We start from the raw sequence: 13,546 nt of genomic DNA on the forward strand, positions 1-13,546 counted from the left end.
CCTATGCCAATGCTCCGATTTCTGTACCGCAAAATGTGGAACAACCGCTGGATGACGCTAAGCACGCTCGTAGGGCTGATCGTGGCGGTGTCGTTCACGACGAGCATCCCGATGTACTCCGACGGTTCGCTCAAGCGCGTCGTCGCCAAAACGCTGCTGGACAATACGGACGGGCTTCCGCCGGGCTCCACGCTGATCCGCTACCAGGCGGTCGGCGCGGACAAAGCCGATCTGGAATCGCTCAAGGACGTTGACGCCTATATCCGTGAGGATATTCCGAAGCAGATCGGTTTCCCGGTCATGAGTGCAGTGCGAACGTATTCGATACGAAGCTCTCAGATAACGCCGGTCGATCCGAGCAAGACGGATCCGAGCAAGCGGCGCCAAATGACGATTTCTTCTTGGAGCGGCTTGGACGATCAAGTGGACATCTCGACTGGTGCCACCTTCTCGAACCAGGTGAAAAATGGGGTCATCGAGGCCCTCGTGCTGGAAGAGGCGATGTACCGCAACGATTTTCGCGTCGGCGACGAATTCAACTATCCGCTGACGGGCGGGCTCGGCATTCCTCCGCTCAAGGTGAAGGTTGTCGGCACGTTCAAGCCGAAGCAGGAGCAGGATGCTTACTGGTATCAGGGCTTCGAAGGACTGCTGAACAGCTTCCTCATCCATGAGGATGTGTTCCAGAACGACCTGCTCCAGCAGAAAAAAATTCCGCTCAATCTGGCCAACTGGTATTATGCGTTCGATTTGCGGGAGATCAAGACGAGTCAATTGGCGGATCTGACCCGCAAGCTCGACCGGCTCGATATTACGCTATACCAGAAGTTGAAGGAAACGAAGGTCGATTTCTCGTTTAAAGACATGCTTAACGAGTTTAAAAAGCAAAGCCTGCAAATGCAAATGATGCTGTTCACGCTAGCTGCGCCGATGATCGCCATGGTGTTTTATTACATAGTCATGAACGCTCGCCAGTCGCTGGACCGCCAGCGCAGCGATATCGCCGTGCTGCGCAGCCGGGGCGGAAGCACCGGTCAAATCGTGTGGGTGTATTTGCTGGAAGGGCTTATACTCGGAGCCGTCGCGATGGTGATCGGACCGATGATCGGCTGGCTGATGGCCAAAGGGATCGGTTCGTCGAACGGTTTTCTGGCCTTCGTCGACCGCAAGGCGGTGCCGGTCGGAGTAACCGGCGAGGCGCTGCTGTACGGAGTCGCCGCCGTCGTGCTCGCGATCGTGGCCAGCGTCATTCCGGCCGTATCGTTCGCCCGCTCGTCCATCGTCAGCTACAAGCAGAAGCTGGCCCGGTCCGACCGCAAGCCGGTTTGGCAGCGTTGGTTTCTGGATATTTTGCTGATCGCCCTGGTCGGTTACGGCTATTATTCGTTCCAAAATTACCAGGTTTTATCTGCAAAGACAGGATTATCGAACGATCAGTTGCAAGTGCATCCGCTGCTGTTTTTCGTTCCGGCTTTATCGATTTTCGCCCTCGGGCTGTTCTTTTTGCGCGTATTTCCATGGCTGCTCCGGCTTGCCAACTGGCTTGGCAAAACGTTTCTGCCGGTGCCGATATACTTGACGCTCGCTCAGCTGTCGCGCTCGTCCAAGGCGTATTACCCGCTGATGCTGCTGCTTATCCTGACGCTGGGGCTCGGCGTGTACAATTCCTCGGCGGCGCGGACGATCGATCTCAATTCGACCGAACGGACGTTGTATCAATACGGAACCGACGTCGTGCTGCAAACCGCCTGGGAAGGCTACTCGGAGTTTACTCCTCCGAAAGCCGGACAGGGAGGCCAAGGCGGACAGGGAGGTCAAGGAGGGCAGGGCGGTTCTGGTGGCAACCCGGGTGGTAACCCAGGAGGCAATCCAGGTGGCAACCCGGGCGGAGAACAAAACTCGAAGACGCTTTATACCGAGCCGCCGTTTCAAATGTACCGGGAGATGGAGGGCGTCGCTCACGCGGCACGGGTTCTTCAGACGAAGGGGAACATCGTCGTGTCCGGCAAATCGCTCGGTCAAGGAACCGTTATGGGCATCGACAATGACCAATTCGCCGAGGTGGCCTGGTTCCGTAACGATCTGTTCCCGGCTCATCCGCGCGCCTATCTGAACTTGCTCGGCTCGTACGAGCAGGCGGTCATTATTCCGGAGTCGTTCGCCAAGAAACACCAGCTCAAGCCCGGCGACCTGCTGTCTATTGCTATTCAACAGCAAATGGTCGAGTTCGTTGTGGTTGGCATTTTGCCTTACTGGCCATCGCAATATCCGGAGCAATCGCCGTTCTTTATCGCCAATCTCGATTACATATTCGATCAGTCGCCGATCACGCCGTATGAAGTGTGGCTGAAGATGAAGGAAGGCGCGAAGCTGACGCCGGTCATTGAAGAGATACAGGCGAAGGGTATTCAGATTGTCAGCTACAAGGACGTGCGCAACGAATTGATTACGCAAGCCAAGCATCCGTCGCGAGGCGGCGTGTTCGGTATTCTGAGTCTGGGCTTCCTCGTTTCGGTGCTCGTCTCGCTGATCGGCTACGTGCTGTACTGGTTTTTCAATTTGTCCAGCCGGGTCGTGCAGTTCGGGGTGCTTCGCGCTATGGGCTTGTCGCGCAGGCAGCTGACAGGCATGCTGCTGCTCGAACAAGTGTTTACGGCCGGTCTGTCGATCGTGCTCGGCTTCGCCATCGGCAAGCTGACGAGCTACCTGTTCCTGCCATTCCTGCAAACGGCCGAGAACGCCAAGGTCCAGGTGCCGCCGTTCCGGGTCGTCTTTGAAGCCAAAGACATGTACCAGTTGTACGGCGTCGTGGCGTTCATGCTGGTCACCGGCGCGACGCTGCTTCTGCTGCACATCCGCCGGCTGAGGGTTCACCAGGCCGTCAAGCTGGGAGAGGAGCGGTAACCGATGATCACGTGCGAAGGACTCGTCAAAATTTACAAAACCGACGAAATCGAGGTCGTCGCGCTGCAAGGGCTGAACATTCACGTAGATCCCGGCGAGATGATGGCGATCATCGGCAACAGCGGCAGCGGGAAGTCGACCCTGCTCAACATCTTGGGCGGGCTGGACCGCCCGTCTGCCGGGCAGGTGCGCGTCGGCGATTGGGATTTGCTGAAAATTACCGACGATCAGCTCGTCGACTACAAACGCAAGACGGTCGGCTTCATTTGGCAAAACAATGCTCGCAACCTGCTGCCCTATTTGACCGCGCTGGAAAATGTGGAAATGCCGATGATGCTTAACGGCAAAATCGACCGTGCCTACGCCAAACAGCTGCTTGAATGGGTCGGGCTGAAGGAGCGGCTGAACAACAAACTGTATCAGCTGTCCGGGGGTGAACAGCAGCGTGTCGCTATCGCGATTTCGCTGTCCAACCGGCCGTCCCTTCTGCTCGCCGACGAGCCTACCGGCTCGGTCGACACGCAGACGTCGGATATGATTATGAATATTTTCCGCCGGCTCAACAAGGAGATTGGCGTAACGATCGTCATCGTTACCCATGACTTGTCGCTGGCCAGCAAGGTGGATCGTGTCGTCGCCATCCGCGACGGGATGACCAGCACCGAGTTTGTCAAGCGCAATGCGAACTTGGGTGCGGACGAACGGGTCAGCATGAAGGAAGGCCACGAGGAGTACGTCGTCCTCGACCGCGCAGGACGGCTGCAGATCCCGAAGGATTACTTGCAGGCGCTGGGCATTACGAACAAAGCTTCGATGGAATTCGACGGCAAAACGATTACGATCAAATCACCGAATCAATTGGGGGAAACCAAAGATGACTAAACCAAAGTCAAAATTGTTGCGCACCGTAGGCGGCCTGACGCTGATCGCTACCTTGACGGTACCGGTGCTGGCGGCCTGCAACAAAGGCAGCGGCGACAACGACAAGACGGAGCGGGTGCTGCGAATCGCTACCCAATATTATGGGGAAGAGGACGAATATTTCCGTCAGCAGTTCACCGAAATTTTCGAATACAACAACCCGAACATCAAGATCGAGATCGTCTCGGCCATGGACCCGGGCCGGTACCGGTACGGCAACAACCCTGAGAACGAGAAGCCGGAAGATCCGAACGAGAAAATGAAAGAGCTGATCAACGGCGCGAACCCGCCCGACATCGTTATGTTGAATTTCGAACAGCTTCCCGACCTGATCCAGAACAATATGCTTCAACAGCTAGACACGAATATTACGAAGGACAAATTCGATCTGTCCGATGTCGTCCCGGCCGTCATAGAAGGCCTCAAGTCCGCCGGGGACGGCAAGTTGTTCGCTCTTGCGCCTACGTTCTCCTCGCAGGTGCTGTTGTACAACAAGAAGCCGTTCGATGATGCAGGCGTCAAATATCCGACGGACGGCATGACTTGGGATGAGATATTCGATCTGGCCCGCCGGGTTTCCAAAGGCGATGGAGAAGACCGCGTCTATGGTTTCGGGTTCAGCCAGTACAGCTACGGATCGAAGGAAAACCTGTTCTATGAAATGAACAATTACTCCGCGCCGCTTCAGCTGCGCATGTTCAATGATACGGCGGACAAAATGACGGTCGACTCCGATGGCTGGGAAAAAGTATGGTCGACCATGATCCAACTGAGCAAGGAAAAAATATTCCCGGAACCGATCGATTACAACAAGATGGATGGGCTCCGTCGCGCGGCCATGGACAACGGTTCGTACAACCCGTTCCAGGGCAATCCGTTCATGAGCGGCAAGCTGGCGATGTCGCTCGGCCAGCAGTATACCTTGAATGAACTGATCCAAGCGAACAAAAACGCGCAAAACATTAAAGGCTATACCCCGATCGATTGGGACATTGTCTCGATGCCGACGCACCCCGAAGCGAAGGGAATTGGCGGCAACGTGTATTTGAACGGGCTGATGGGGATCAATGCCAAGGCGCAAAACCCGAACGACGCTTGGAAATTCATCAAGTTCATCAACGGCGAGGATTGGGCGAGATTGAAGTCCAAGAGCGTGAACCAGCTCGTGTCCCGCACCAAATACATCCAGCCTCGCGACGGCCTGCAGTATAACATCAAGGCGTTCTATGCGACTAAGCCGGTGCCGATCGAGAGCGAAATGAGCAGACTGTACCGTCAATATCCGAACATCGGTCAAGTGAACCAAATGGGGATGCAATATTTCAAGAAAGCGATCGACGGCACGTCCACGGTGCGCGACGCGCTCAAGGAATGGCAGACGGCCGGTGATGCCGCGCTCAAGCAGTTGAAGGAGAATCCGAACGCCCAGATCGATATGTCGGGCGGCATGGGCGCCGCGTCGGCAATGCCCAGGTAACGAAAGCCGATTTAACCAAGTAAGTTGAGACGATTGAAAAGCCGGCCGCAGCGATGCGGACCGGCTTTTCGCGCGCCTGGCATCGAATTATCCCGCCGGACTAGCCGAACCGTGCTATAATGGAACTAATCGGACATCAAGGGGGAGACAAGCTATGGCAAAGCGCGTGCACAGCAAGGAAGTCAAGGAGGCCGTGTTCCGAAAGCTTGAAGAGCGCGGCGTCGGGCTGGACGATATCGCGCAGATCGTCTTTGAAATGCAGTCTCCGTACAATGCCGGCCTGACAATGGATAAATGTCTGGAAAGCGTATATGCGGTATTGGAGAAGCGCGAGCTGCAGCATGCTCTGCTTGTCGGCATCGAGCTGGACCAGTTGGCCGAGCGGAACATGCTGTCCGAGCCGCTGCAATCGATCGTCGCCACCGACGAAGGGTTGTTCGGCTGCGACGAGACGCTCGCCCTCGGCTCCGTATTCGGCTATGGCAGCATTGCCGTAACGACATTCGGCCATTTGGACAAACATAAGGTCGGCATCATCAAACGCCTCGACACGAAAAGCGGGACAGGCGTCCACACGTTTCTGGACGATCTCGTAGCAAGCATCGCAGCTTCAGCGGCCAGCCGGATCGCGCATCGGCTGCGCGACGAGGAGGAGCGTGACGAGCAGTTGGCGCAAACGGCCGCCGCACGTGAGGAAACCGCGATTTAAACGGATTGGGGCTCCGATTCGGGAGTCGCCGAATGTTTATGCACTTTATACGGTTTTACGATCCCCGAACCCGGTTCGGGGATTTTTTGTTCCTGTCTGGCATATTTTCGTAAAAAAACGCCTCTTGTGGGATATGCTAATACAAAGGAATGGAATTCAGGAAAGGGATGAACGGGTCATGATGAGATGGGTGTATTGGGTCAAGCTGTACGAAAGCAAATTTCAAGCAGGCTGCTTGGCCAAGCGGATGGAGGAAGACTGGTGGATATACGGATATGAATGCCCGCAGACGGTAGAGGTTTACCGTTCCAAAAAAGGCCGCTTCGGCGTACGGTACCAGCTGTAGCCGAAGTGTGAATTTTTTTGTTGACATGCGGTTGAAGAATAGTGTATATTTAACTTTGTCGCTGTTCGAGGACAGGTCAGATTTACCAACGACGCGGGGTGGAGCAGCCCGGTAGCTCGTCGGGCTCATAACCCGAAGGCCGCAGGTTCAAATCCTGCCCCCGCAATAATGCTTTTCAGAATTAAGGGCCCTTAGCTCAGTTGGTTAGAGCGGTCGGCTCATAACCGATTGGTCGGGGGTTCGAGTCCCTCAGGGCCCATCCTCACAATCCTGTACGCCAGGATATCTAGACTGCCGAGAAAGCTTCGGCAGTCTTTTTAGTTTTTACCGCGATCCATAAACGACTGAAGACAATGAAATCGTCCGGATCGATCCTATTATTGTCCCGATCGGCCATGACGATGAGGGTTGCAGTGATTATGATGGAGATAGGAAAGCGATTCATCATGATGCAACGACGAGACGTTCGTCCGAAGCGGGCATAAGGCAGTGTAACCGTGTGGGATTCCTAAGGTCGCAGTCGCACCGCTGTCCCGCAGGCAAACACTGGCCCGGATGGCAGGCTGGAGCAAGCGGCGCTTCAAGAAGGCGTAGGGTTGCTCGGGCGGGACGATAACGGTCTCATTGTAAGCGATTTCATTATATTCGTAAAAAAGAGAGGCAGGTGATGCTTCCGTTGTCCGGTTCGGGCGAGCGGAAGCGCTAACGATGGCACTGAAAATCGGGATTGTAGGATTGAACGGCATCGGCAAAAACCATGCGGCTTGTTACCAGGAGGAAGAGCTGGCCGACCTGATCGCCGTATGCGACGTGGTCAAGGAACGCGCCGATGCGGTAGCGGAGAAGTACGGGGTCAAAGCGTATTACAGCTTGAAGGATATGATCGAGAACGAACCCGATCTGCAGATCGTCGACGTCACGACCGGTGGTATCGACAACGGAAGCTGGCACTTCGAACCGGCAATGGAGGCGGTCGCCGCCGGGAAGCACGTGCTGGTGGAGAAGCCGATCTGTCACGATATCCGCCAAGCGCGCGAGCTGGTCGCCTTTGCCGAAAAGCAGAAGGTGTATCTCGGCTGCAATTTGAATCATTACTTCACGCCTCCGGCCGAGAAGGCGAAGCAATATATCGACAACGGCGAGATCGGGGAGCTTGTGTATTGCTTGGCGAAAATGGGCTTTAACGGCGGCGAGCTGAATTATGCGCTGGCCAAGTCGCCGAAAATCAAAGGCCATCCGTATTTTCATATGAAGGCGTTTCTTACCCATCCGTTCAGCGTCATGCGGCACTTCTGCGGGGATATCACCCACATCCAGACGTTCTCCGACCGTCCTGGCTTCCGGCGCAGCGCAGGCGACGTCATGGTATCGGTCAACAGCATTCACGTCAAGTTCGCCAACGGCGGCGTCGGGTATCTGCTCAGTCAAAGAGGAGATGCGGCATACGGCCTCGGCGGCTGGTGGAGCGTAGAGGTTGCGGGAACCAAGGGTACGTTCTGCATCGAGAATTGCGTCGAGAAGGTATCGTTCTGGAAAGCCGAGAAGGGCATACCGGCTATAAGCGTACAGCCACAGCCGGAAGTGACCGATTACGGCACCAACGATTTCAACCGCACGTTCAACAACCGGCTGCACGCCTTCCTGGAAGATATCTCGAACGGCGTGCCGCGCGACCAGCTGCGGGCGAACGGCCGGGATGCGCTGGCCGTGCTGGAGTATACGTTTGCCGTCATCGAATCGTACGAAAGCGGCGGCGAGCTTGTCAGACCGCACGCGCTGCCTGCCTTGACCGGCGATCCGCATTTTATGAAATAACGACCACATGGGAGGAAACGAACCGATGATCAAGCTTGGCGTCAATTCCGTATTGTTCAAACAGTTTGACTTCGCGACAGCGGCAAAGCAAATTGCGCTTTGCGGCTATGACGGAGTGGAGATAGCGGCCATCAAGGGGATGTGCGAGCATCTGGATCTGAGCCGGTGGAAGGAGCAGAGCGGCGAGCTGCGGGCGATCGTCGAGGACAACGGGCTGGAGCTGCTGTCGACCGAGGTGGCGTCGCTTAGCGAGGAGCGGCTGCTGCCGGCCTTCGAGGCGGCGGCGGAGCTCGGCATACCGGTCATCAATGTCGGGCCGGGCGGCAAGCTGGGGGTGGAGGAGGACGTGCAAGCCTCCATCGAGACATTAGCGCGGCTGTCCGAGAAAGCGGCGGCTTACGGAGTCGTTCTGTGCGTCAAGGCGCATGTCGGCAACGCGATCCACAATACCCCGACGACGCTGCGGGCGATGCGGGAGATCGCTTCCTCCGCATTCGGCATCGACATGGACCCGAGCCATATTCACCGTGCCGGCGAAAATGCCGAAGAGGCGCTGCCGGCCGTGCTCAGCCGGGTCAAGCATGTGCACATCCGCGACTGCAAAGGCCGCGAGCAGGGCCCCGGTCCGATCGGGCTGCAGGCGTGCGGACGCGGCGACATCGATCTGTTCGGCTACTGCAAGGCGATGGTCGACGGAGGCTATGACGGTCCGGTCGTCCTGGAGGTAATCGGCGCCGGTCCCGATCATTCGCTGGACCAAGTGTCTATCGTAGCGGCCGAATCGTACGGCTATTTGAATTCATGTCTCAAAAAACTCGGAGCCCGCTGACACGTTTGGGCAGGCGCCGCAACGAAATCAGTCTTCCCGACGGGAAGCTAACAGGAGGATACCGCCATGGCATCGAATAAATCCAATATCATCGTTTTTGGCATCGACAGCTTGCGCCGCGATCATATGAGCTCGTACGGCTATTCCCGGCTTACGACGCCGCATCTCGACAAAATCGCCTCCGAGGGCGTTCTGTTCGAGCAGCATTTCAGCCCGAGCATCCCGACGACACCCGCTTACGCTTCGATGCTTACCGGCATGGACACGTTCGGCACCGACGTGGTCGCGCTCCGTCACAAGGGACCGCTTGGCGCGCATGTCCGGACTTTGCCTGAGGTGCTTCGCGACAACGGCTACAACACGACGTGCATCGGTTTTACCGGCAATCCGTCGTCGCGAGGCTTCGATACGTACCTCAACTACGAGTCGTGGCTCCCCGACGACACGGGGCGGTCGCCGAAGGCCCATAAATTGAACGAGGTCGCCATCCCCGAGCTGGAGAGGCTGGCAGCCGACGACAAGCCGTTCTTTCTGTTCCTGCGGCATATGGACCCGCATTCGCCTTATTTGCCGCCGCAGCCGTACGAGCGGGCTTTCTACGGCAGCGATGAGAAGGACCCGGATAATCGGGGCATGGAGCCGGTGTACGATTTCAAGCCGTTCGCCGATTTCCTGAAATCGTGGATACCGGAGGGCGTTACCGATCCCGATTACGTGAGCGCCCAATACGACGGGGCCGTAGCCTATATGGATGCTTGTATCCAGCGGCTGTTCGCGAAACTGGAAGCCCTTGGGCTTACCGAAGAAACGCTGATCGTCATCACGTCCGACCATGGCGAGACGCTGTACGAGCACGACTGCTATTTCGACCACCATGGCTTATACGACTGCACGCTGGTCGTCCCGCTCATTATTAAATTTCCCGGCGTCGTGCCGGCAGGCAAGCGCGTAGCGGACGTCTCGCTCATTCACGATATTATGCCGACCGTGCTCGATCTGCTCGGCGTGGAGAGCGGCATCGAGTTCGACGGACAAAACCTGGCCCGCGGCCTGCGCGGCGAGGCGACCGACAAGATCAGCGAGTTTTACATTACCGAATGCACTTGGATGCGGAAGCACGGCTGGCGCACCCCGGAGTGGAAGCTGATTCGCGCGCTGGAGCCGGATTTTCATTTCAAGCCCGAGGTGGAGCTGTACAACCTGATCCGGGACCCCGGGGAGAACGTCAATGTGGCGGAGCAGGAGCCGGAGGTCGTTGCCTTGCTGGAGAAAAGGATGCTTGATTATATAGCCAAACGGGAAGGCCAGACGCAGCGGCAAAATCCGATCTATACGAACCTGAACTGGCACGGCAAAGGCAAGACGTTCGCCTCGTCGCAGGAAGCGTATGACGCGATGCATATCGGATCGATCGGCAACGCCCGTTCCTTGCAGGAGAAAAAATAACGACAGCCGAAAGCGGCGGGAAGGATGGATGACGATGATTCGTGTGGCGGTGATCGGCGTCAACCATATAGGAAACATTCATTGCCGCGCGTACCGGCAGCATCCGGATACGGAGCTTGCCGCCGTATGCGATCTGCTTCCCGAGCGTGCGGAGAAGGCCGGGCTGGAGCATGGCGTTCCCGCCTATACCGACATGCGGGAGATGCTGGACAAGGAACAGATCGACGCGGTTATCGTCGCTACGGCGGGCGTCGAGAAGGGCAGCCACCATTTCGCGCCCGTTATGGCCGCTATCGAGGCGGGTAAGGACGTCTTTGTCGAGAAGCCGATATCCAACCGGATCGAGGAAGCCAGACAGATGGTCGCTTTCGCTCGCGAGAAAGGGGTAAGGTTCGCCTGCAATCTGAACCACCGATTCTCGCCCGCCGCTTACCGCGCCAAGGAGCTGGCGACGGAAGGGAAGCTCGGCTCGCTGTTGTTTCTGAATATGCGGCTGACGATTCGCAACGGACAGGACGAGACGGAATGGTTCCATATGCGTGCGCTCCACCCGCATTCGATCGACGTGCTGCGTTATTTCGGCGGGGATATCGCCCGGGTTCAGGCGTTTATGACCAAAGCGCCGGACCGGAAGACATGGTCGACCGTATCGGTCAATCTGCAATTCGCTTCCGGGGCCGTCGGGCATTTGACCGGCAGCTATGACATGTCCATGCGCCATCCGATCGAATGCTGCGAGGTGGCCGGCAGCGAGGGGCGGCTCGTCCTCGACAACGTATACGAGAGCATGACCTATTACCCGCATCATTCGCACGAGCTGACCGTATACCGCAACCCGATATTCGGCGGCATGCAAGGCTTCGACGATACGTTCCGGCAGCGGATCAACCGGTTCGTCGAGCAGCTCAAGGCGGGAGATGCCCCGGATGAGATCGAGGCTTCCGGAGCGGACGCGCTGGCCGCGCAGGAAGTGATCGAGGCGGCGATCCGCTCGCATCAGCTTGGCGGGGCTCCGGTCGACGTGCCGGCTATGGCGACCTAACATACCGACATAACAAACATGAGGAGAGCTTATGAGCGCGCAAGGAAACGTACTTTGGTTTACCGGCTTGTCCGGTTCAGGGAAAACGACGACGGCGGCATTCGTGCGGAACGAACTGCTTGCCCAAAGCCGCCGCGTCGAGCTGTTGGACGGCGACGAGCTGCGGCAGACGATATGCAAGGGACTCGGCTTTACCCGCGAGGAGCGGATGGAGAATATCAAACGCATCGTGTACGTGGCCGGCTTGCTGGCCAAGCACGGCGTGGACGTGCTCGTTTCCGCGATAACTCCTTATGCGGAGATGCGCGAATACGCGCGGGAGAAGCTCCCCGGCTACATGGAAATTTTCGTGCAATGCCCGCTCGACGAATGCGAGCGGCGCGATGTCAAAGGGCTGTACGCCAAGGCGCGCCGCGGCGAGCTCAACCATTTTACAGGCATATCCGATCCGTACGACATCCCGCTTAACCCGGATATTACGATCTGTACCGCGTCGGCTTCGCTCGAGCAAAATAATGCGGTCATCCTGGCGCGGCTTGGTTACAAGTAAACTTGACGCCGCAGCCCGTTTGGAGGACACTTAATGAAAGTGATATTGATTTCGCTCGATACGCTTCGGGCGTCGCGACTAGGCAGCTACGGGTACGGGAAGCCGACGAGCCCGCATCTGGATCGGATTGCCGCCCAAGGGGCGCTGTTCGAGCGCGCATACGCGGCGGACATCCCGACCGAGGTGGCGCATACCGGCATTTTTACCGGCAAAGTGGGCTTGACGACCGGCGTCGTCTCTCACGGCTCGGAGCTGACGCACTTGCCGAAGTCGACGGCCTGGCTCCCGACCTTGCTGCGCTCCGCCGGCTTCACGACCGGCGCGGTAGACAATCTGTACCAGCTTAAGGAATGGTTCGCGCGCGGCTATCGCTACTATATCAACAGCGTCGGGGGCGCGCGGGCGATCGACGGCAAAACCATCAATGGGCTTGCTTTGCCTTGGCTGGAGGAGCATAAGGACGAATCGTTTTTTCTGTTCCTGCATTACTGGGACACTCATACGCCGTATTTGCCTCCGCAGTCGCATATTTCCCGGTTTTACGAGGCCGGGCGCGATCCGTTCGATCCGGCGAATACGAGCATGGAACGGGCCTACAATCATCTGGCTTATCCGTTCTTCAAGCATCATCATTACGACTTGATCGGCGAGGTGACCGACAGCGATTATTACGACGCGCTGTACGATGCGGAAATCCGTTATTTGGACGACCGGCTGAAGGAGCTGGACGATCATCTGGAGGCGCTCGGCATTCGCGACGATACGCTGCTCGTCCTGTTCGGCGATCATGGGGAAAGCTTGACCGAGCACGATATATACTGGGATCATTGCGGTCTGTACGAGCCGACGGTACACGTTCCGGTCATCATGCGCTGGCCCGGCCGCATCCCCGAGGGGAGACGCATTCCCGGTTTCGTCCAGCAGGTCGATCTGCTTCCGACGCTGCTGGAGGCGATCCGCAAGGAAGCGCCGGAGGGCATCGACACGGCGAAGCTGGCCGATCCTTCCGGTCTGGACGGGAAAAGCTTGTGGCCGGCGATCGGCGGAGCTGCGGACGGGACGCACGATACGCTCTACATGAGCGAATGCGCTTGGCAGGCGGCCCGCGCGATCCGCACGGAACGGTACAAATTAATCCGCACGTACGACGCGGGACTATTCCGGCGTCCGCCGCGCGAGCTGTACGATCTGGCAAACGATCCGGCGGAAACGGTTAATCTCGCCGACGCCCAGCCGGAGCTGGCAGACCGGCTCGAGCGCCAGCTCGACGAATGGGTATGCCGCAAGCTGGACGGGAGGCCCGATCCGCTGAAGCGGCAGCTCGAGGAAGCGGGATTGCCGTTTCGCCGGCGGATCGAGCATATTTTGCAAGGCGTCGGCATGAACTGGGAAGACTGGCAACGCGACCCGAGGAGGGAGCGGTTCGACAGCGCTGCGGCCCGCAAGGCTGGCTCCTCATGAAGCCGGACCGGGAACGTTCGCCGGTCGGAAACACTGCGGAGAGCGT

The 13,546-nt window shown here is 57.6% G+C and carries 11 protein-coding genes and 2 tRNA genes; all 13 read left to right on the forward strand.

Features of this window, described 5'->3' with window-relative positions:
* The first annotated feature begins 3 nt into the window (after positions 1–3).
* The gene (locus ABD796_RS10940; protein ID WP_344907288.1) at positions 4–2,904 is read left to right on the forward strand and encodes an ABC transporter permease; all 2,901 of its coding nucleotides are present in this window, start codon (positions 4–6) and stop codon (positions 2,902–2,904) included.
* Positions 2,905–2,907: 3 nt separating this feature from the next.
* Positions 2,908–3,786, forward strand: a complete 879-nt coding sequence (locus ABD796_RS10945; protein ID WP_344907290.1) for an ABC transporter ATP-binding protein — start codon at positions 2,908–2,910, stop codon at positions 3,784–3,786.
* Positions 3,779–5,302: an extracellular solute-binding protein gene (locus ABD796_RS10950; protein WP_344907294.1), complete on the forward strand. Its 1,524-nt coding sequence runs from the start codon at positions 3,779–3,781 to the stop codon at positions 5,300–5,302. The genes ABD796_RS10945 and ABD796_RS10950 overlap by 8 nt, the downstream gene beginning before the upstream one ends.
* A 154-nt stretch (positions 5,303–5,456) precedes the next feature.
* Positions 5,457–6,011 (forward strand): phosphatidylglycerophosphatase A family protein, encoded by a 555-nt coding sequence (locus tag ABD796_RS10955; RefSeq protein ID WP_344907297.1) that lies wholly within the window; start codon positions 5,457–5,459, stop codon positions 6,009–6,011.
* Between the two features lie 178 nt (positions 6,012–6,189).
* Positions 6,190–6,357: a hypothetical protein gene (locus ABD796_RS10960; RefSeq protein ID WP_344907456.1), complete on the forward strand. Its 168-nt coding sequence runs from the start codon at positions 6,190–6,192 to the stop codon at positions 6,355–6,357.
* A 92-nt stretch (positions 6,358–6,449) separates the two neighbouring features.
* Positions 6,450–6,523: transfer RNA gene (locus ABD796_RS10965), tRNA-Met, on the forward strand.
* Between the two features lie 19 nt (positions 6,524–6,542).
* Positions 6,543–6,616, forward strand: a tRNA-Ile gene (locus ABD796_RS10970).
* A 449-nt stretch (positions 6,617–7,065) separates the two neighbouring features.
* Positions 7,066–8,172 carry a Gfo/Idh/MocA family protein gene (locus tag ABD796_RS10975; RefSeq protein ID WP_344907300.1) on the forward strand — a complete coding sequence of 369 codons (1,107 nt, stop codon included), beginning with the start codon at positions 7,066–7,068 and terminating at the stop codon, positions 8,170–8,172.
* A 25-nt stretch (positions 8,173–8,197) separates the two neighbouring features.
* On the forward strand, positions 8,198–9,001 hold the full coding sequence (locus ABD796_RS10980; protein ID WP_344907302.1) for a sugar phosphate isomerase/epimerase family protein: 804 nt from the start codon (positions 8,198–8,200) through the stop codon (positions 8,999–9,001).
* A 66-nt stretch (positions 9,002–9,067) separates the two neighbouring features.
* Positions 9,068–10,447: a sulfatase family protein gene (locus ABD796_RS10985; protein ID WP_344907305.1), complete on the forward strand. Its 1,380-nt coding sequence runs from the start codon at positions 9,068–9,070 to the stop codon at positions 10,445–10,447.
* Positions 10,448–10,481: 34 nt separating this feature from the next.
* Positions 10,482–11,489: a Gfo/Idh/MocA family protein gene (locus ABD796_RS10990; protein ID WP_344907308.1), complete on the forward strand. Its 1,008-nt coding sequence runs from the start codon at positions 10,482–10,484 to the stop codon at positions 11,487–11,489.
* Positions 11,490–11,520: 31 nt separating this feature from the next.
* On the forward strand, positions 11,521–12,039 hold the full coding sequence (gene cysC, locus ABD796_RS10995) for an adenylyl-sulfate kinase (protein ID WP_344907309.1): 519 nt from the start codon (positions 11,521–11,523) through the stop codon (positions 12,037–12,039).
* A 33-nt stretch (positions 12,040–12,072) separates the two neighbouring features.
* The gene (locus ABD796_RS11000; protein WP_344907312.1) at positions 12,073–13,500 is read left to right on the forward strand and encodes a sulfatase family protein; all 1,428 of its coding nucleotides are present in this window, start codon (positions 12,073–12,075) and stop codon (positions 13,498–13,500) included.
* The last annotated feature ends 46 nt before the right edge of the window (positions 13,501–13,546 follow it).

Source organism: Paenibacillus hodogayensis (assembly GCF_039536325.1).
In the GTDB taxonomy this organism is placed as follows: domain Bacteria; phylum Bacillota; class Bacilli; order Paenibacillales; family NBRC-103111; genus Paenibacillus_AB; species Paenibacillus_AB hodogayensis.